The sequence below is a fragment of the Haladaptatus sp. HS23 genome (assembly GCF_056892285.1).
In genome coordinates this window covers 38,260-58,604 of record NZ_JBXGLH010000005.1, presented here as the reverse complement: position 1 = coordinate 58,604, position 20,345 = coordinate 38,260, and the positions used below count along the sequence as shown (strand labels likewise).

The following is a 20,345-nucleotide window of genomic DNA, read 5'->3' as shown; positions in this document are numbered from 1 at the left end:
TTATCATGATTTACTCCAACGATACGACCATGAGCGGTACTACGACAGCAGCGCCAGTGCTGATAGCTGGCGCAGGTCCAGTTGGAATGTCCACGGCATTAGCACTACACGCACGTGGTGTGGAGACGGCGATATTAGAAGCCGAATCCGAAGATCGCGACCGGTCCGGGAGTCGTGCTATCTACGTCCACGGATCAACACTCCGAACACTCGAGCGAATTCATCCTGGACTCGGGACTGATCTCGTCGCCGAGGGGATCGTCTGGCCAACGAGACGAACTCTTTTCCGTGGAAAAGAAGTGTTCAGTCGAACGTACGACTCGCCCGGTGGCTCCGGTGATATTCCCCATTTCACCAGCATCCCACAAGTCGTGACTGAAGAATACATGCACCGCGCATTAGACGAAGCCGGTATCGATATCCACTGGGACGCTGAAGTGGAGACCGTGGAAACGTCGCCCGGCGGAGTCGAAATCGAAACGGTCGACAATCGTGAGTGGACGGGGGAATTTTTGATCGGTGCTGACGGCGGTGGATCGACCGTCCGGAAGGAAATCGGTGCGAACTTCGACGGTGACCAGTCTGAGAACGCCTTCATCATTGCAGACGTCGCGGAAGTCGAAAATGATCCACGCCCGTTTGAACGAGTGTTCCACTACGATGCACCAGCGGCTGACGGGCGAAACGTACTGCTTGTTCCCTTTTCTGGCGGCTGGCGGCTCGACATCCAATGTATCGAAGGCGACGATCCCGAAGAACTTTGCAGCGATGAACGAATGCGTAAGTTCGTCCGGGAAATAATGGGTGAGCGGTATGCAGACAATCTACAGTGGGTTTCGAGCTATTACTTCCTCCAAGTGATGGCGGATACGTTCGTAGACGAACATCGCCGAGTGTTACTTGCAGGAGAAGCAGCCCATTTGTTGGCGCCATTCGGTGCTCGCGGGATGAACTCCGGGATTGCCGATGCGGATGAGGCGGCCTCCGCCATCGCGGCTGCAATCAACGCCAAGACCGATGCGGTCATCCGCGATGAGGTCGAACTGTATGCTGCTCGCCGTGAAACAGCTGCTGAATTCAACCTCAACGCGGCGGGTCAGGCACTGAAATACCTCCAGGGCGATAATCCGGCGACGGTCCTTCGGAAAGAAGCAGCCGCCGCCTTGGCGGATCACTTCGAAACCGCTGGTGAGTGGCTCGACGATGCACCGTACGGCCCCCACGGAAATCCGCCAATCGTCTCGACGGGTAATTACTGAATTACGTTCACCAGTCACCGTTTACACAACAGGCGGTGACGTTTCCCAAATTCTACCGATAGATGGCAAAAACATGGGTTCTCTCAGTCCAGATGCAACGTGTTGGCGACCCAGTGATCCCGGGCAGCCATCACCAGTGATTTCTCGTCCTCGAAATCGGTCGTTTTGGCCACGAACTCGTTCCACTCTCCGTGAGACACACGATCAAGTTCGGCGGCGGAATCGGCGTTACTGGGGCTTGCTGCGACCAGCTCATCGAACGAGTCGAATTCGGTGTGGTTTCGGACGAACGTGGTGTCAAATAAGTCGGTGATGGAAATCTCCTCATTGCGATCATACACGGTATCCACATCCGGGACATCCCCACGCTGTTCCGCGGCTGCTTCGACGTCTACCTCTTGAGCCATACTCTCAATCGTCATCGAAACCTTGTAAATCTATATCATTCCTGACCGCTCTCAGATATAACGTTGCCATCCAGATCGCAGGGGTCACCCCGACTAGAAGCGTGATCGTCTCAGGAGAGTTTATAACGGAGTATTTTCCCACTCGGATTCCGGGGGAGTTCGTCGAGAAATCGGTATTCTCGCGGTCGTTTGAAATTCGCTAAGGCATCGTTGTTGGTACACCATTCTTCGAGATCGTCCGAGGTCAGCTCGTCATCGGCAACGACGTATGCCTTGACGATTTCTCCCCACTCGTCGTCAGGAACGCCAACAACGGCGACATCCCGAACTTCCCGATGTGTGATGAGGATGTCTTCCACATTCCCTGGATGAATGTTTTCGCCGCCACTAATAATCATGTCGTCAGTTCGACCGGTAATCACGATATTACCTTCGTCCGTCTCATAGGCTGCATCACCGGTGAAGAACCAACCGTCGTGAATGGCTTCCTCGGTGTGTTTCGGCTTGTTCAGGTATCCGTCGAAAGCGAGCGGCGACTCCGTATTGACGATGAGTTCCCCTTCTTCACCATGCTCAACCTCGTCGTTGGGATCGCTATCGAGGTTGACAATCCGCGTCTCGTAGAAAACATTTGCCGGTCCCGTCATCCTCGGATCGTCATTCTCGTCCAATCCTACGTGTGCAGTCGTACCGAACGCTTCGGTCGTCCCGTATAGGTTTGCAATGTGATCCGGGTCGAATACATCGACGACGTCTTTGAAGAGCTCTGAATTCATCGGTGCCCCGGAGTATCCAATCGTTCGAACGCTACTGACGTCGACTTGGTCTATCGCGTCGGTGGCGAGATATTGACTGAAGATCGTCGGTGCTTCGTGAAGACCAGTAACCTCCCATTCAGGGATCGCTTCGACACACCGTTCCGGATCGAACTCCGGCATACAGAGATACGTTCCGGACACGCTCAGGACGTTACAGAGAATACCGTGAAGTCCGACGGTATGATACAGTGGCATAATGCCGATCAACGTTTCATCGAGATAATATCGTTGGCCCATAGCGTTGACCAACGTTCGAGTGGTCGTTGCACGATGGTCCAGCGGAATTCCTTTCGGGTCGCCGGTCGTCCCGGAACTATAGAGGATGACACTCGGATCATCACTTGTCACGTTAATATCAGGATCGTCCACCGGTGCGTCGAGAAGTGAGTTGAACGATTCCGCTTCTGACGGTGACCCGGCACCGACGAAGAACAGTTCGCAGTCAATCGAGTCAACCACTCCCTGCACTGACTCCGCTGACAAGGCATCGTACACCAGCACATCGGCGTTCGAATCGTCGACGTGGTACGCAACTCCGCTAGTCGTCACCCGGAAGTTAAACGGAACCGGGACGGCACCGATAAACTGAGTCGCAATGAACGTCATCGCATTCTCGGGCCGGTTTCCCATACAGATGGCAACCCTATCTCCGTGGTCGATACCGTGGTCACGTAGTCCGTTGGAAATCGAATACACCCGACTCGACAGCTCCCGGTACGTAAATTCTCGTCCGGATTCGAGGTCTACGATGGCATCGGTATTGGGTGTTCGGGCAACGGACTGCCTGAACAGTTGTGGAAAGAGCATACGCGATAATAGAGAGCATAGACCACATAAAGCTCTGGGTCACTGACTTCCCACGGCTACAGCCGTGGGGTTTCACCTCTCACCGTTGAATGACTTTTCGAAGCAACTGGGACCGACCGATGGTCACGATCGAACCGCTGACTGGGATTTGCGTAGTGTTCATGAGCACGCGATATTTGCTCCGGCTGGTCTTCGGTAAACGGCTTCGTCTCTGCGGGCGTCCCATACGCCACGTGTCGCTCTGGGGTTATTTGATCCCGCAAAACGACGGTGTTTGTAGCGACGATGCAGTTGGATTCCACGATTGCCTCTCGAAGAATGGTGTACCGTCCTCCCAAGACCGAATGATCGTGAACATATGCAACAATATTCATTCGCATCTACAATCTTACTGTCATATTCACGCTTCGTGCGAAGCTCTCGATTCCCATTGCTGCGGTGCTCAGGCACGTTGCGAACTATTTCGGTCCCTTTCCTTAGAGTTGGGTTGAAATCGAATCCTCTGCCTAGGTCTCTCACTCGAGAACTCTGCGAATCCCTTCTTCGATACGAGGCGGATTGGGGAGGTAGTAGTCCTCCATCGAGAGCAGGGGGACGGGGATGTCGAAGCCAGTGACGCGTTCGACGGGCGATTCAAGATAGTATAGTGCATCGTCGTTGATTCGAGCGACAAGTTCCGAGCCGAGTCCCCCCGTCCGCGCCGCTTCGTGTACCACCAATACCCGGCCAGTCCGTTTCACCGATTCGATGATCGTTTCGTGGTCGAGCGGTGAGACGGTACGGAGGTCGATTATCTCGGCGTCGACGCCGTGATTCTCCACGGCCGCCATCGTCGGTTCCATCATGGCGCCCCACGACACGACAGTCAGTTCTCTTCCCTCGCGCCGGACAGCGGCCTTTCCAATCGGTTCTTCGTAGGACTCCTCCGGGAGTTCCGCGCTGAACGACCGGTAGATGTGCTTCGGTTCTAGGAAGAGCACCGGGTCGGGATCGCGGATGGCTGCGATCAGGAGCCCCTTCGCGTCGTGCGGCGTGCTCGGGACGACCACCTTCAGTCCTGGGATGTGGCCGTATGCCCCCTCCAAGCTTTCTGAGTGGTGTTCGAGCGCCTTGACTCCTGCACCGTAGGGTGTCCGAATGACGAGCGGTGCGGTCCATTCGCCGCGCGTTCGCCAGCGAATTCGACTCGCCTGCGTGACGAGTTGGTCGAACGCCGGGGTGAGGAACCCCGAGAACTGGATCTCGGCCACGGGTCGATAGCCGTACATCGCGAGGCCGACCGCGCCGCCGACGATAGCGATCTCCGAGAGAGGCGTGTCGGTGACTCGCTCCTTGCCGAATCGATCCTTCAGCCCGTCTGTCGCGCGGAAGACGCCGCCGCTTTCAGCGACGTCCTCGCCGAAGACTACCACCTTCTCGTCCGTTGCCATTTCGGCGTGCAGCGCGTCGTTGATCGCGCCGATGACGGTTTCTTGCACAGCTAGGTCACCCCTTCACCCGCTGTTGGATGTGGTCGTACGCGTCAGGCCGCTCTTCAAGGAACGCCTTGTATTCGACCAGTTGACGCTGGAGGTACGGCGGTAGTTCATCGTACAGATACTCGAACAGCTCGTCGACGGACCGCTCTTCGTACTCGTCCGCGGCTGCCAGCGCGTTGTCGAACTCCTCGTTTATTTCCTCAACGAGGGCCTCCCGGTCGATGTCGGTCCACAGCCCTTTCGAGCGGAGGAACGACTCGTACCGCACAAGCGGATCTCGCTCTTGCCACCGCTCTACCTCCAACTCGTCGCGATACCGGCCTGGGTCGTCGCTGGTCGTGTGGGCGTCGCGACGGTACGTCACTGACTCCACGAGCGTCGGATTTCCGGAGCAGGCAGCTTCGCGAGCTTCGGAGACCGCCTCGTACACGGCCAGAACGTCGTTTCCATCGACGCGGATGCCATCGATTCCGTATCCGACGGCCCGTTGCGCTATCGAGCAGGCGTTCGTTTGCTTCTCGAATGGGGTCGAGATTGCATACTGGTTGTTCTGACAGAAAAACACCGCTGGCGCGTCGAGGACGCCAGCGAAGTTCACTGCTTCGTGCACCGCGCCGGTACTGCTGGCTCCATCGCCGAAGTACGCCGCAACCACGGAATCCGCGTCAGCGAGCTTCATTCCCCACGCGGCACCGGTGACGAGCGGTAGGTGCGATCCGATAGAGATGGCGATCATCTGGTCGTGTTTGGCCATCTCCCGGTTCGCATCCGCAACACCGCGCCAGAACAATATCAAATCACGGATCGGCAGCCCTTGGAGGAACATCGCGCCGGCTTCGCGTCCCATCCCGAGGAGCCAGTCTCCCTCCGCGAGCGCGTACCCGGATCCGATAATGCTCGCCTCCTGTCCGCGGCCGGATCCGAAGGTTCCGATCTGGCCGCGTCGCTGAAGTTTCACCATTCGGTCGTTGAACGTTCGCTCTAGGAGCATCCAGCGGTAGAGCTCTTGAAACGCGTCATCGTCGAGATTCGGAACCGTCGTGGTATCGTACGAGCCGTCGGGATCTAGAATCTGAAACGATCCGAAATCGAGATCGTCCTGTGAGACTCTCCCTCGGTTCACTCCGGCCGACACCTCGAATCTACTATCGTTTCCCATGGCTTGTCGATCACCCTTGTTTGAGAATACAGCGGTCGAGAGATAAATCCATCGGGACCTTCTAACCCGACACGCTCGCGCTTGGTGACGGTGCTGAACTGATCACCGTGCTTCGCCGCCGAGACATCGGTTCGTCTTCCGAAGCAGAGACGAGCGCGTGACGGACGGCGCATACCGCCAAGATTTATAACAGTGCTATACACACGGGTAACTATGCGATTCGTTCGATTCGACGAGACCCGACTAGGATTACTGACCGAGGACGGCACCGGAGTTGTCGACCTTACCGACAGGCTGGAACTCGATGCCCGCGATCCGCTCTTGGAGTACATCCACGACGGCTATGATGCGAGCGAGTATGCCGACGCAGATCCCGACTACGATCTGGAAGACGTATCCATCGAAGCTCCAGTAAAGCGGCCGGGGAAGGTCATCGCCGCCCCGCTCAACTACGAAAACCACATCGAGGAGGCTATTGCCGACAAGGACATCACGACGGAGGAGTGGTTCTCCATCGAGGACAAGGGATATTTCTTGAAAGCACCCTCCAGCGTCGTTGGTCCCGACCACGGCGTCGAGCTCCCGTTCTCGGATCGACGTGTGGACCACGAGATCGAATTGGCGTTCGTAATGGGATCGGACGTAAAGGATGTGGACGCCGACGAAATTTGGGACGAGATCTTCGGATACACTATCCTGCTTGACATCTCTGTTCGCGGTGATCAAGACCGCTCCAACCGGAAGTCCTACGACACGTTCACGGTTGTCGGACCGTGTGTCGTGACACCGGACGAGGTCGGCGACCCGCAGAACCTCGACATGGAACTCCAACTCAACAGCGAAACAAAACAGCGGGATAGCACCAGTGACATGGTGTACACTTGTGCCGACATCGTGCAATACGCCTCACTCGGGACCACTATCGAGGCCGGAGACATCATCACGACAGGGACGCCCGAGGGCGTGAGCGCCCTGTCGGACGGCGACACCATCGACGCCGAGATCGAGAACGTTGGCTCCATGACCGTCGACGTAACGGCGCGTGGCGTTCGCTTCGAGGACGTGAACGTCCAGAAGGGCGGTCAGCGCTAAGTCCGCCGTCCCAAATACTATCGGAAGTCTGTCTCTCTCCGCGGCTTCGACTTAGTAACTATAGAGGGAAGCGTGTACGATAGAGCACGGTTCGTCTGGATTCTATGAGCGCGTGATTCGACGACCGGAGACCGCCTCGAATCACGAACGGCGGTTATTTGCTCAAACGACGAAGAGGCGCTTGACCTGTTTTCCCTGTAGAATCGATGAAGTTCTGGTTTGAGACGACAGAAAATTAGGTCGGTTGCGCTTCGGCATAGAAGTTGAATGCCTCGAACACCGGACGGTCACTCATGCCGAGGAGAATCGCCTCGTCATCTGGTTCGTGGTGATGAATCTCGTCCGGTGGCACGACGAAGATATCCCACTTACCCCACTCCAACGCCTCGTCGCCGACATGGGTCGCTCCTTCCCCTTCGATAACGAAGTACACTTCTGTCGCGTTGTGGAAGTGCGGATCTGTCGGCCCCTCGTTCAACAGTTGCGCACGGAACGACATCGTCGGGAACAGCGGCTCCTTCCCTGTCGCCGGGTTGACGTACGCAAGGCTGTACCCGTCGTGCGGGTCGGGGTCGTCATTGTCTGCTCGCTGGCGGAGTGTCTCGAGCATCTCGTCCCAGCCGAAACGATAGGGCGGCGTCGCCTCGCGGATGCCCTCGAACGGCCCCGGGATTGACCCGTCCGCCTTCTCGTTTGCGGGACGACCGCGACCGTATTGGGAGTCCCAGTATCCCTGAGTCTTCGTGACGGGTTGGCGTTCGAGCTCGTGATTCTCGAAGGCCTGTCGCTTATTCAGCGAGTCCAGAAAGAGTGGGAGGTCAAGCACGTCGAGCCACGCGGCCGTCTCGTCGGAGTCATTGACGTGGTCGTGCCACTCCCACTGTGGCGTCGTGATGAGGTCGTTGTCTTCCATCGGGAACTCCTCGCCCGCGACGACGGTCTTCATCTCCTCGTTGCCGTCGATGGCGAACCGCAGGGCGTTGGCCGAGTGCCGATGGGAGGGAGCAGTTTCCCCCGGCGAGACCGTCTGGACGCCGACGTAGATGGTGTTCGATATCGCGTTCCCGATCGCAGTGTTGATCGGAACGGCGACCCGCCGCTGAAAGCCCGGCGGCAGGTCGGCGATCGGGACGTCTTCCTCAATGCCGTCAATGGCGGTCTGGATGTCCTCCCACTTCCAGATGTCGGCTTCGAGGTCGTCGTAGACGTTTCCGAAGTCGTCTTCTACCTCCCAGAGCGGGCGGAGCCCGTGGTCTTCAAGGATGTTCCGCGTGTCGGAACTCAGCTCTAAGAGTTCCTCGGGATCTTGTTGGGCCATAGTCAGACTTTCGCACAGATTCATCATAAATGTAGTGGACGCGTCACCCGATCTCCGAATTCGATACGCGTCACCAGTGATCCGACAATTCTCCTCCTCATGGTCGGTCAATCCAGTGAACTGAGAGCAACTCAGCGGGGGGGTTACGTGCGGGCCACCCCACAGTGCTACGTCTGTGCGTCGAATATCTCCCCGGAGGGGAAGACTGCCCGACAGTCCTCACAGACCATCTGTCCTTGGATGGCGTACTCCCAGAGCTTCCCACCACAACTCAGGCAGTCGAAGTGTGCTTGGACGAAGGGATTTTCCTCGGCGTAAATGTTGTCGAACTCGGCCATGTGAGTACATTACGATAGCAGTCCAAAAAGCGTATCGTCCGCGTCCGAACGCAGCCACGGTCGACCTGAGAAGCGTACAGTCTGGAAGGGCGGAGTGCCGATTAGTCGTCGGCGTACGTTTCCATCGCCGTGCGGAGGCCGTCAGGTAGTTCAATCGCGCCCTCACCGCCGGTACGTGCGCAGACGCGCTGTTCATACCCGGAGAATGCCACCTCACCGCCGCAGCGCGCGACGTACTCGAATTTCACGCTCCGATTTCCGAGCGTCGGTGTCAGTTCGATGGTGACGTCATCGCCGGCTTCGACAGGGTTCTCGAACTCGAAGTTCATCTCCACGAGTGGGAGACCGAACCCGCGCTCCTGAGACATCTCCCAGAAGGGCCAACCCATCGCTTCCATGAACATGTCGGACGTCTCGTGGATGGCATCGACGATGCGGGGGTAGTGGGCGATTCCGAACGGATCGGTGTCCGAGAATCGCACCGTCCAGGTTCGTTCGTACATGGTCATTCCTCCTGAAGAACGACGGCGGCGTCCAATGCTACGGCGCCGGTGTCGGTCGCCAGCACAGGATTGACGTCCACCTCTGCGATCGCTTTGTAATCCGTGACGAGATCCCCGACGCACTTGACGACATCCGCGAGTGCCGATACATCACCTGGCGGCCTTCCACGATAGCCGTCCAGGATGCGCATTGCCTGTAATTCTTCGATCGCCGATCGAGCTTCCGCCCGGTCGATCGGCGCGAGGCGATGACTGGTGTCCGCAAATATCTCCGTGAAGACGCCGCCGAGGCCACTCAGCACGACGGGACCGAACGATGGGTCACGCAGGCCGCCGACGATGAGCTCCGTGCCCACAGCTGTGTCGTGTGCCGTTTCGACGAGGACATCCGCTTCGATATCTGCCGCCGCCGCCGCGTCAAAGATCGTGCCAGCAGCTTCGCGGACGGCGTTCGCGTCCTCCAGTCCGAGCGCCACGCCGACGCCGTCGGCCCACTCGCTCTTGTGGACGACCGATGGAGCGGAGACTTTGACGACGACGGGATAGCCGATTTCCGCGGCCGACTCGACGGCTTCCTCCGTGTCTTTTGCGACGCGGAATGCGGGTGTCGATACGCCGGCGGTAGAGAGCAGTGACTTGCTCTCTGCTTCGGTTAGGGTCGTCCGTCCGTCCGCTCGCGCCGTTGCGATGGGGTCAGACATCCGCGTTCACCTCCGTTCGGTCGTCGTTACCGGAAAGGACAGCGTACTTCGCGAGTAGCCCAGTGGCCTCTGCGCCGCGCTCGGGCGACGTAAACACCGGGACGTCGGCCGCCCAGAGCGAGGCGAGGTCGTCGGCCATATCTTCCTCGACGCCGTCAGTGGCAAACAGGACGGGCTTGTCGACCCGTTCGGCCAGCCCGTCGAGTTCGTCGATTGGGAAGCCCAGCGACTCCTCGAACAGTTCGTAGACGAGGACGATATCGATCCTGTCATCCTCAGCGACGGCGGACACGATCTCGCCAAACTCCGGCATGGGCCGTCCGGTATCGACGGGATTTCCGGAGTACGTGATTCCGGGGAGGAGCTCTTCTAGACGCTCTTGGGTCGTCGCCGTCAGATCGGGGAGGTTACCGCCAGCCTGCTGAATGCGGTCGGCGATGATGATTCCGGGGCCGGCTTGTGCCGTCACGACGCCGACGTTCGGTCCGGAGGGGCTGGGCGAACGTCCGAGTGCAACGCCCGCATCGATCAGTTCGCTCGTCGATTCGGCCGTCAGGACGCCATACTGCTCGAATCCCGCCATGTACAGTTCGTGTTCCCCCGTCAGCGCTCCGGTGTGTGACTCGGCGAAGTCGCCGACGTCAGTCTTTCCCACCTTGTAGGCGACCACTGGCGTCTCGGCGTCACGACACGTTTCGAGTAATTCACGCCCGTCGTCAGTGCCCTCAACGTGAAGGAGTATCGCGTCGGTTCGCTCGTCCGCATCGAAGTACGTGACAACCTCCTGAAAACCGACGTTGGCGCGATTTCCGAGTCCGACCATTCCCGACAACCCGTATTGCTCACGACGAGCCTGGAAGGCGAGAACGTGGGCGACGCCGCCACTTTGAGCGATGACCGCGACGTTTCCTGCTCGTATCCGCTCGACGCCGCTAGCGAACGAGGCGAACAGCTCCTCGCTCGGGACGACGAATCCGCTCGTATTCGGCCCGAGGAGCGCGATATCGTGCTCAGTTGCGACCTCGACGATGCGTTCCTGGAGGCGTTCACCCTCCTCGCCGGTCTCGGCGAAGCCGCCAGCGTAGATGACGGCCCCTCCGACGTTGGCTTCGCCGCACTCTTCGAGTACGTTCGGAACGACGGGACCGGGAACGCACAGCAAAGCGAGGTCGACGGTATCATTGATTTCCGTCACGGAGGTGACGAACGATTCGCCGAAAACCATTCCCGACGAAAACGGGTTGACGGGGTATACGGAACCGCTGAACGCAGTCGCGTTCGCCATCGCCTCGTAGCCGATCTTTCCTTCGGTCTGTGAGGCGCCGATGATCGCAATACAGTCGGGGCTGAACAGTCTCTGGAGATTCACAGCTACCTCTATTCGGATAACCACTATATGGTTTTCCCCGACTCTCGGACGCAACGTTTCCATCTGCGACATGAACGGATCATTCTTGCCTACCCCGATTCGGGAGTCGGTTTGTGCGAACGGTTCGTAATTCGCCCACAGAATGGCGTTACTTGAAGGTGGTTCGAATGCCGGCGTTGGGATCGCTTCTCATGCTCGGCATCCTCATCCCGCTTCAAGCTGTCGCGTTCGCGCTCGTCTTTTGAAGCTGATAGCGTGCAGTCAGCCAAGGTGTTGCTCGATGATGCGCTCTAGCTGTATCGTTCCGGTATCGGATCGCGGCAGCGTCTCGGTGGTGATGGCGTACTGACGCGGACGCTTGAAATTGGCCAGCGACTCGTGATTTTTACAGAAGGCGTCGAGTTCGTCTTTGTCGATGGAATCGTCGGTGACAACGACGGCGGTAACGATCTGCCCCCAGTGGTCGTCGTCCAGTCCGACAACGCAAATCTCCTGGACGTCCTGGTGAGAGGCTAATGCCTGCTCGACTTCGGTCGGGTAGACGTTTTCCCCGCCGCTGATGATCATGTTGTCGACGCGGTCGACGATGTAGAGGAACCCATCTTCGTCGATTCGTGCGACGTCGCGCGTCCTGAGCCAGTCGCCGAAATACGATTTTCGTTCGGCGCGTTCGTTATCGATGTATCCTTCCGACCGCCCGGGACCTCGTGCGATGATCTCCCCCAACTCACCCGAATCGACAGTTGCTGTTGGATCCGGATGCTCATCCAACGGTGCCGTTTCCACCACTCGTAGTTCCCAGACGAACGACTCCTTGCCGATCGATCCGGGATGATCGTTCTGAACCGACGGGTGAGCGAACGTCAAGTTTGGCCCTCCTTCGGTCATTCCGTACGTATTGTAGACGTTTTCGGTAAGCAGCGCAGCAGTGCGCTCGATCAGTTCCTCGGTGACAATCGATCCGCCAGTCCTAATATACGAAAGCGAATCGACGTCGTAGTCAGATTCGGCCTGGACATCGTTGAGTCCGTTTAATTGCGTTGGGACGGCGAGCAATCCCGTAATCTCGTGTTTCTCGATCAGTTCGAGTGCCTCCGTCGGCTCGAAGCTCGAATGAAGAACGACCGTCGCTCCCGCGAGCAGGTGAGGGTAGAGCCACGCGTCGGACGTGACCATGTGGTACCACGGCGTCGTCACGAGTGCGACGTCAGTCATGTCGATACCGTGTTCCATGACGACCTGTGTCGCTCCGAACCACATCTTCTCTTGGTCGAAGCAAACTGCTTTCGGCTGACTTGTGGTCCCACTCGTGTAGAAAACAGCACACTCGTCACCGTCGGGCAACCCGTCCCGTAACTCCTCGGCCGCCAACGAGAGTACCGCCTCGTACGATTCGACCCCGTCACGAGAGATGTCTCGTTTCCCGGCGTGGATAGCCACCTCGAATTCGCCCTGCTCAAGCATCTCGAGGGCGATCTCCGCGTTGGCATCGTCAAAGACCAAGCCTGCCGCGTCCGCTGTCTCCGCCATCGTACTCAGTTCGATAGTACTTCCTCTGAAGGGCAGTTGGACGGTGGCTTCACCGCGCTTTTGTCCGGCGATCATCGATTCTACGGCGGTCAATCCATTGCCCGAAAGAACCGCACATCGCTCGGAGGGAATCCGTTCGTCGAGAGCGTTTGCTAACTGGGTGCTTCGCCGGTCAAATTCGTCATAGGTGAACTCGTCTCCGTCGTCAGTGACGATGGCCGTATCGTTAGCGTGCGTCCGGACGGTTCGTTCGAACGCCTCTAAGTATTTCATGGTCTAGGATGATGTGTTAATGCATGCCTATCTCTCTCTTAATGGTTACGGTTATCTCGGTGATTACGGCCTATTTCCACTGAACGTCGCCGTACTGAGTCGGCTTCTACGACCCGAGCGATCGGCAAATCGATAACTCCGTCTTCCCCCTATTCGCGACCTGGATTCCCGAGTAATCACGATCAGATTTTTGTGTAGCTCCGCGCAACGATACCTATGTACACTAAACGCATCCGTACGAGCGGTCGGGGGCTCTTGTCGCACATCAAGCCGGTGTTCCTGATTCCCGCCATCGCGACATCACTGTTCGGGGGATTACTCGCCCCGGAGTTCGCTCTCATTCCAGGGATACTTCACGGATGGGCCGTCGGACTCGCCCTGTATACGGCCCACCTGAAAGACGGATATGTCGACGGACACGTTCGCAGTGAAGAGCAACCGACCCTGTCTCCTCGGGAGAATCAGGTCGCGATACGGATGGCGAACGCTGGTTTCCTGATAACGATGGTCGCCCTCTGGTGGGCTGCGAGTCTCGCCGCTGTACTGATGACGGTTCCGTTGTGGATCCTGGCCTTATTGCACGCGCCGTACCTCGATATGAACCCGGTCACGGTCACCGTCGATTACCCAATCGGTATCGGCCTGTCCGTCATCGGTGGGTATTTCGTCCAAACGGGGCAGTTGCCCGCTAGAATTCTTGGTGTTTCGGTCATCTTCGTCGTTCTTCTCTCGGGGGTGAAGGTGTCCACAGACCGACTCGATTACACATTCGATCAGTCGATCGGAAAGCGCACCGTTCCAGTTCTTCTTGGAAACGATGGGGCGAATGTGGTTGCAGCTACGTTTTTCTTCTCGACTTCATTGCTCGTGGTCGGGCTTGTTTTTTCGGGCGTATTCCCGCCTATCACGGCCGTCGCAGGCGTACTTCCATTGTTTTCCGCCAGTGTAGGGTTCGTCGGGTCGAGGCGCGACACGGTCAGAGTTCAAATGTTTCTCACGTATCCATTCGCGGCGATTCTCTTTTCGACCTACTGCTGGTCGGCACACTGTAGCGTGATTAAGATTCTCGATCTCCTGTGACTCACTCTCGTTAATCTCTCTCCTGTCGGTGTCATACTTGCGAAAATCGTTCCCCTGCTACGTCTCAGTGCAACTAGGGGTTTGTGAAGAGTAACTGATGCATTTCTTTTCTTATAGCTCAACTCTCGATTCGGTTGTTTTCTCTTAGAATCTTGTGTACCCACGGCGATTTCGGAAACCAGTTCACGAATGGATTGGTGTGTTCTCTCACGGCGAACACATTTGGTACCATTCCATCGAATTTTATCCTTTTCAGGGTGCGCCAGTCAAGCCGTTATTTTCGGTCTTCGGTAGGTTGAGAGACCCTCACACGGTGTTACATAGCTATGTTTGTAATCCATCGTCAGGTGGGTTTCCAGAGCGTGCATCGATTACAGCCGTCAGCTGTTCGCTGTCAGCGAACGCTAGATGTGGGCGTGTCGATGTATTATTCTCCCATGAGTTGCACGTATTTGAATTCCAAAACGAAAAACGAGGAGGACGGTAGTTCGTCAAAACCTCGTTGCGAAAATCGGTGGCGGTCACCAACGTTTAAGTGTAAAACGCTCCATTCATTGGTCGATGGGTATTAACGCCAATGACACGAATTTGGTTAAGTCGGATGAAACGCTGTTCGCTATAATTGAACAGCTTAGGGAATCCGACGGTGCGGGTGTCACTGAACTCGCCAAACAACTGGATATGGCGAAAAGCTCAGTCCACAAGCACCTCCACACGATGGTCAAGCACGGGTACGTGGTAAAACGGAACGACACGTACCACATCGGACTCCAGTTTTTAAACTTCGGCGAGTACGTCAGAGATAGCTACGATATTTATCATGCTTCAAAGTCGAAAGTTCATGATCTCGCGGAGAGAACGGGCGAAATGGTTTGGCTCATCACTCCAGAGAACGGTCTCGGCTGGTTCCTATACGGGGAGAAGGGGGACACCGGAATTAGCGAAGAATCTATCATTGGGTCATGGACCTATCTTCACAATAACTCCGGTGGAAAGGCTATTCTGGCAAACCTTCCTTCAGAGCAGATTGACAACATCATCGATCAGCACGGACTCCCAAAGAAAACGGAGAGTACTATTACCGATCTTGATACGTTACAGACGGAGCTTGAAAATATCCGCGAGCAAGGGTATGCGGTAAACCAAGGCGAAGACATCGCAGGGATTCACGCGGTCGGAGTTCCACTACTTTCCGATGGAGAAATCCAAGGAGCGCTGTCGATAGCGGGCGCTGCACACCGTTTCAAACAGGACCAACGTGAGCAGAAACTCGCTGAGTATCTCATCGCAGCTGCGGATGATATCGAGGTTAATCTCGCGTATCAGTAACTCCTGTCCACTCTCTTTGGGTGACCCGTGTCAACGGATGGTGAAATCCGATGCAGCTGCTATCGTTCGCCAGTAGCGAACCATCGTATTTCAAACATTACCTGAAAGGAAACGAATCAGTAGTGGCAATCAGCAGACAAAACAGGTGAATTTACGGGGGACGGAGTACAAGACGGTCGAATTTCCTGGCGAGAGTTTCTCCATGTAACCAGGAGAAACTCTACCTGATCGAAGAGCGGCCATCGTGAACATCCCGACGAATCGCAGTTGCGGAACTCGGTCATATGGACCGACCAGCGTGGGCGGTGTGAAAACTCTGCTCACTTCGACGTCCTCTTACAGCGATCCGCTAGTATTCGTTGGTGATCGTATTTACACCCTGGCGAACCTGTTCTATCAATTCAGAGCGAAAGACCGAATCTTTCAGCCTGTCCGTTGAGGTCGCTACAGAAAGCGCACCGAGTACAGCAGCGTCGTTGAGAAGAGGTGCTGCAACGACACACATTCCAGGAATCTGTTGGTTGCAGTCCAAAGCGTAGCCGTCGTCCTGAATCGTTTGTAGTTCTTCTCGCAGGGTTTCGACATCGGTGACTGTATTCTCGGTCACCGGATCTAATCCGTGTGTATCGAGTATCTCCTCGACATTTTCGTCGGGAAGATGGGCCAGTATGACCTTTCCGGCAGCGTGTGAGTGGAGTGGCGTTCGTCGGCCCGGATATGTGCCTAAGTTCAACGACCGTGACCCGCTTTCATTGTGGAGAACAACCCATCGACCACGTTCCTCGACGCTAACGGTAGCGAGTTCACCCGTTTCGGAAGCTATCTGTTCCAACACCGGTTTCGCGATGTGGAATAGGCGGTTTCTGTGTTTCAATCGACTACCCATGGCGAGGAACCGGTATCCTACGTGGTATTGTCCATTTCTTCTAACTACGTACCCTGTTGACTCTAGCGTTCGCAGGTAGTCGTGTGCGGTACTCCGAGGCATATCCATCTGTCTGGCCAGATCTGACGGCCCCTTTATGTTTCCTTCCCACAATAGTTCGATGATTTCAAAGGCTCGGACGACCGTTTGAAGCGGAGCTGATGTTCGTTCCATACCAGCACTACTGTTTCCGATCTTATAATTGTTCGGTTATTTCGGACAAACCCAGCTACCGCCGATTGGCATTACATGCATAGGTTTGTAATCCTGGGCCGCCGAAGAGAACTAGGAAAACTTACCGATAATCGGGTAGCCCCAAAGATTCCGATTTTATGTTCTATCATTTGACGTTCCACCGGCACCGTTCGAATATTTCGGACGGATTCTATTCCTCAAATTTCTGCCGTACATCGGTCGATTACTTCTATTCACTTCTCACGTAGTTTCATCGAGGACGACCCAAATTACATCGACGGCGACGTTGTGTGCGATAAAATAACATCGTTAACAACAGTGAGTATGTGATCGCCACGGGACAGGCGGAATGCGTACTTGCGAACCTGTTGTCGAGGACATCGACAGGATGTGGTAGATCGATCCTTAAAACACAGATTTGTTTCCGACCCGATTACTCGTCGACCGGCAGCGTCCCGTACTCCGACTCGAACTCGCTGCGCAACACCTTCTTGTCGAACTTCCCTGTCGTCGTCTTCGGGATCGACTCAATGAAGACGATCTGATCGGGGAGCCACCACTTAGGGAACCGCTCAAGGAGGTGCTCTCTAAGTTTGTCCTCGGTGATTTCGCCTCGTTTGACGACGTAGGCGACCGGGCGCTCGTCCCACTTCTCGTGTTCCATGTTGATCACCGTCGCCTCCTCGACATCGTCGTGAGCCATCAACTCGTTCTCGAGTTCGAGCGAGGAGATCCACTCGCCACCACTCTTAATGACATCGTCGAGGCGGTCCACGACCTCGAGGTAGCCGTACTTGTCCACGACGCCGACGTCGCCGGTCTTGAACCAGCCGTCGTTGGTGAACGATGTCTTCGTCTCCTCGGGACGGGCATAGTATTCGTCAATGAGCCACGGCGCCCGTGCCTGTATCTCACCGGTCGACTCGCCGTCGTGGGGGACGGATTCACCGTCAGGCGTTCGCAGGCGGATTCGCACGCCGGGCGCCGAAACCCCGGGCTTCATCTGCTGCTGGTAGCGTTCGCTCTCCGACAACTCCCGGACTTCGGTCGTCGTCATCGTGTTGACGAGGTGGGGTGCCGCCTCCGTCATGCCGTAGCCTTGGTGGATCGGCGCATCGATCTCCTTGTCAAACTTCTCCATGAGCCACTCCGGCGGTGAGGTTCCGCCGATGAGAACCCGATCGAGGCTCTCGAGTTCGATGTCCTCGTTCTCATCGTAGTACTGTGCCATGTCGAGCCAAACCGTCGTCACGGCGGCGGTGACAGTTACTTCCTCACGGTCAATGAGGCGGGCGATTCCCTCGGCGTCGGTGGTTTCGCCCGGTAGGACGAGTTTTGAGCCGGAGAGCGTCGCCGAGTAGGGTAGCCCCCAGCCGTTGACGTGGTACATTGGGACGACCGGCATCACGGCGTCGTTCTCGCTGATCTCGAAGACGTCGACGTGACCGTGAGTCAACGAGTGCAGGTAGAGGTCACGGTGGGTGTACGCGGCGCCCTTTGGCAGTCCCGTCGTTCCCGACGTGTAGCAGATCCCCGCCTCGTCGTCCTCGTTGAGGTCAGGCCAGTCGTACTCGGTATCGTACCCCTCGAGCAGGTCTTCGTAGGAAACCGCGGGTTTGAGATCCGTCTCAGGCACCTCATCGTCCAGAATCACGTACTGCTGGACCGTCTCGAACTCGTCAGCAACATTCTCTAGGGTTTCAACGAACTGGGGATCGACGAAGATGACCTCATCTTCGGCCTCGGTGACGATCTCTACTAAGTGCTCGTCCGGAAGCATGTGATTAGTCATGTGGATACTCCGGCCGCTACACGCAGGGCCGAAGTACAGTTCGTAGTGGCGGTAGTGGTTGATCGCCATCACCGACACGCGTGAGCCGGGTTCGACGCCGAGGTCGTCGAGTGCGTTCGCCAGCTGCCCGATTCGGTTGTACGCTTCTTCGTACGTGTACCTGTGGGTTGTTCCATCGGGCAGTTCCGAAACAATTTCCTTGTGACCGAACAGATTGGTGGCCCGCTCGAGCATGACCTGCAGCGTGAGTTCGTAGTTCTTCATTACGAATCACCGTCCGCGGGTTCGAAACGGTAGAAGACGCGTTCCTCATTCGTCGGGCCGTCGATCTCTACGATCTTCAGCGAGACCGGGTCACCGATCTCGAGGTCGCTATACGAGGCGTCGTCGACACGTCCCGATAGCGTGACGGGCCCGAGGTCGATGACGGCCACCACGTAGGGAGCGTCGTGTTCGCGTAGCCCCAGTGGGAGACCACCCCGGACCTCGGAGAAGGCGAACAGTTCGCCCTCGTGGGGGAGGTCGATGTACTCGAGGTCGTCGCTCGTACACTCGGGACAGACGATCCGGGGTGGGAAGTGGATCTCGTCACAGTCGTGACACTGCGTTGTCGTCAAATATCCGTCACGAAGGTTGTCGTAGAATTTGTGAATCTTCGTCTGTTCTTCGGTCTGAAGCTCGTAGAAGTCAAGCAGCCGTGGGAACTCTATTCGGTCGGGAACCGAAACGCGCTCTCGCTCGTCGTCGTTGGAATCGCTGGTGTCTGTATCAGTCATCGTGGATCACTGTCTAGGACCATCACGCTGTGAACCGAGCCGCTGCCGCTCAGGTTGTGAATGAGTCCGGCCGTCGGGTCGTCTACCTGTCGCTCACGCTCGACCTCGCCCTGGAACTGCCGGGTGACCTCGAGGGCTTGCGAGACGCCGGTCGCACCCAATGGGTGGCCACAGCCGAGCAAGCCACCGCGGGGATTGACCGCGACGTCGCCGTCGATGTAACTGCGGCCGTCCTCGATGAACTGACCGCCTTCGCCGCGCTCGGCGAAGCCGAGTTCCTCGTACTCGATGATCTCGCTAATAGAGAAGCAATCGTGAATCTCGGCGACATCTATGTCCTCGAGTGGATCTTCGATTCCAGCCTGTGCATAGGCGTTCTGTGAGGCCTTGCGGGCTTGGGGCCAGCCGCTGAACGACGGCAGATTGTTGATCGAGTTGCCCGCCATCGACGACTGGCCGCTACCGGTGATCCAGGCCGCGATATCGGTGACTTCCCGGGCTTTTTCCTCACTCATCAGGATCACGCCCGCTGCGCCGTCGGTGATACCGCTGCAGTCGAAGAGGTGTAGCGGCGGCGCGATCTCGGCCGACTCGGTGATCTCCTCGGGTTCGATCTCGGAACGGAACTGTGCGAAGTCGGTCTTGGCGGCGTAGCTCTTGTTCTTCGCAGCGACCAGCGACAGCTGATCGCGGGTCGTCCCGTATTCGTGCATGTGTCGCTGGGCATACCACGCGAAGAACGGCGGTGCGGAGAGCCCATTGACGCCGTCGAACTCCCGATCGAGGACGTTGGCCATCGACGACTGCATCTCCGGCACGTAGTCGCGGCCGAGGTTCATCTTCTCGACCCCGAGCACGAGCGCGGTATCGAGCTGACCGGCCGCGATTGCGAGCCATGCGTAGCGCAACGCGGCTTGGCCGCTGGCACAGGCCAGTTCGGTCCGTGCGGTCATCTCGGTAACTTCGATCCCGAGTAGTTCGGCTACCATCGGTGCGACGTGCGACTGATAGGAGAACCGCTCGGGCTGGACGGTTCCGACGAACAGTCCCTCGATATCCTCGGGATCGACGCCGGGAACGCCGTCGAACGTCGCCTTTCCACCCTCTTGGGCGAGATCCTTCCACGTCGCGTCGCGCTCGCCCCACTCCGTGGTGCCGCCGCCGACGATTGCGACGTTGCGTGTCGTCACGGACAC

General features: G+C 57.2%; 18 protein-coding genes. 4 read left to right on the top strand and 14 right to left on the bottom strand.

Annotated features, from left to right (window positions below; genetic code table 11):
* Positions 1-29: 29 nt before the first annotated feature.
* Positions 30-1,259, top strand: a complete 1,230-nt coding sequence (locus AC1XDK_RS15110) for an FAD-dependent monooxygenase (protein ID WP_483350729.1) — start codon at positions 30-32, stop codon at positions 1,257-1,259.
* Positions 1,260-1,342: 83 nt separating this feature from the next.
* Here AC1XDK_RS15110 and AC1XDK_RS15105 read toward each other — a convergent pair whose 3' ends face one another.
* The 4 genes from AC1XDK_RS15105 to AC1XDK_RS15090 all read right to left on the bottom strand — a co-directional run bounded on the left by AC1XDK_RS15105 (position 1,343) and on the right by AC1XDK_RS15090 (position 5,892).
* Positions 1,343-1,666 carry a hypothetical protein gene (locus AC1XDK_RS15105; RefSeq protein WP_483350728.1) on the bottom strand — a complete coding sequence of 108 codons (324 nt, stop codon included), beginning with the start codon at positions 1,664-1,666 and terminating at the stop codon, positions 1,343-1,345.
* Between the two features lie 110 nt (positions 1,667-1,776).
* Positions 1,777-3,291, bottom strand: a complete 1,515-nt coding sequence (locus AC1XDK_RS15100; protein ID WP_483350727.1) for a class I adenylate-forming enzyme family protein — start codon at positions 3,289-3,291, stop codon at positions 1,777-1,779.
* 515 nt (positions 3,292-3,806) lie between these two features.
* On the bottom strand, positions 3,807-4,769 hold the full coding sequence (locus tag AC1XDK_RS15095) for an alpha-ketoacid dehydrogenase subunit beta (RefSeq protein ID WP_483350726.1): 963 nt from the start codon (positions 4,767-4,769) through the stop codon (positions 3,807-3,809).
* Positions 4,770-4,776: 7 nt separating this feature from the next.
* Positions 4,777-5,892: a thiamine pyrophosphate-dependent dehydrogenase E1 component subunit alpha gene (locus AC1XDK_RS15090; protein ID WP_483350725.1), complete on the bottom strand. Its 1,116-nt coding sequence runs from the start codon at positions 5,890-5,892 to the stop codon at positions 4,777-4,779.
* A gap of 249 nt (positions 5,893-6,141) precedes the next feature.
* Between AC1XDK_RS15090 and AC1XDK_RS15085 the strand changes: the two genes are divergently transcribed.
* On the top strand, positions 6,142-7,020 hold the full coding sequence (locus AC1XDK_RS15085; RefSeq protein WP_483350723.1) for a fumarylacetoacetate hydrolase family protein: 879 nt from the start codon (positions 6,142-6,144) through the stop codon (positions 7,018-7,020).
* Between the two features lie 235 nt (positions 7,021-7,255).
* On the opposite strand, the gene AC1XDK_RS15080 is transcribed toward AC1XDK_RS15085, so the two are convergent.
* The 6 genes from AC1XDK_RS15080 to AC1XDK_RS15055 form a co-directional block, all read right to left on the bottom strand.
* Complete coding sequence (locus AC1XDK_RS15080; RefSeq protein WP_483350722.1) at positions 7,256-8,338, bottom strand: cupin domain-containing protein; 1,083 nt, start codon at positions 8,336-8,338, stop codon at positions 7,256-7,258.
* Positions 8,339-8,505: 167 nt separating this feature from the next.
* Positions 8,506-8,676 (bottom strand): hypothetical protein, encoded by a 171-nt coding sequence (locus AC1XDK_RS15075; RefSeq protein WP_227777486.1) that lies wholly within the window; start codon positions 8,674-8,676, stop codon positions 8,506-8,508.
* 101 nt (positions 8,677-8,777) lie between these two features.
* Positions 8,778-9,185, bottom strand: coding sequence for an acyl-CoA thioesterase (locus AC1XDK_RS15070; protein WP_483350721.1), 408 nt, complete (start codon positions 9,183-9,185; stop codon positions 8,778-8,780).
* A complete protein-coding gene (locus tag AC1XDK_RS15065) occupies positions 9,182-9,880 on the bottom strand; it encodes an acetate--CoA ligase family protein (protein WP_483350720.1) in 699 nt (232 codons plus the stop codon). Before AC1XDK_RS15065 ends, AC1XDK_RS15070 begins: the two co-directional genes overlap by 4 nt.
* Positions 9,873-11,249, bottom strand: coding sequence for a CoA-binding protein (locus AC1XDK_RS15060; RefSeq protein ID WP_483350719.1), 1,377 nt, complete (start codon positions 11,247-11,249; stop codon positions 9,873-9,875). The genes AC1XDK_RS15065 and AC1XDK_RS15060 overlap by 8 nt, the downstream gene beginning before the upstream one ends.
* A 261-nt stretch (positions 11,250-11,510) precedes the next feature.
* Positions 11,511-13,052 (bottom strand): class I adenylate-forming enzyme family protein, encoded by a 1,542-nt coding sequence (locus AC1XDK_RS15055; protein ID WP_483350718.1) that lies wholly within the window; start codon positions 13,050-13,052, stop codon positions 11,511-11,513.
* Positions 13,053-13,268: 216 nt separating this feature from the next.
* On the opposite strand from AC1XDK_RS15055, the gene AC1XDK_RS15050 reads away from it, so the two are divergent.
* The gene (locus AC1XDK_RS15050) at positions 13,269-14,132 is read left to right on the top strand and encodes a UbiA family prenyltransferase (protein WP_483350717.1); all 864 of its coding nucleotides are present in this window, start codon (positions 13,269-13,271) and stop codon (positions 14,130-14,132) included.
* Positions 14,133-14,693: 561 nt separating this feature from the next.
* Entirely contained in the window at positions 14,694-15,461 is a 768-nt protein-coding gene (locus AC1XDK_RS15045) for an IclR family transcriptional regulator (protein ID WP_483350716.1), read from the top strand.
* 349 nt (positions 15,462-15,810) lie between these two features.
* Here AC1XDK_RS15045 and AC1XDK_RS15040 read toward each other — a convergent pair whose 3' ends face one another.
* From AC1XDK_RS15040 to AC1XDK_RS15025, 4 genes are all read right to left on the bottom strand, one after another.
* The gene (locus AC1XDK_RS15040) at positions 15,811-16,560 is read right to left on the bottom strand and encodes an IclR family transcriptional regulator (RefSeq protein ID WP_483350714.1); all 750 of its coding nucleotides are present in this window, start codon (positions 16,558-16,560) and stop codon (positions 15,811-15,813) included.
* Positions 16,561-17,014: 454 nt separating this feature from the next.
* Entirely contained in the window at positions 17,015-18,637 is a 1,623-nt protein-coding gene (locus tag AC1XDK_RS15035) for a long-chain-fatty-acid--CoA ligase (protein ID WP_483350713.1), read from the bottom strand.
* Entirely contained in the window at positions 18,637-19,149 is a 513-nt protein-coding gene (locus AC1XDK_RS15030; RefSeq protein WP_483350712.1) for a Zn-ribbon domain-containing OB-fold protein, read from the bottom strand. Before AC1XDK_RS15030 ends, AC1XDK_RS15035 begins: the two co-directional genes overlap by 1 nt.
* Positions 19,146-20,345 carry a thiolase C-terminal domain-containing protein gene (locus tag AC1XDK_RS15025; protein ID WP_483350711.1) on the bottom strand — a complete coding sequence of 400 codons (1,200 nt, stop codon included), beginning with the start codon at positions 20,343-20,345 and terminating at the stop codon, positions 19,146-19,148. The genes AC1XDK_RS15030 and AC1XDK_RS15025 overlap by 4 nt, the downstream gene beginning before the upstream one ends.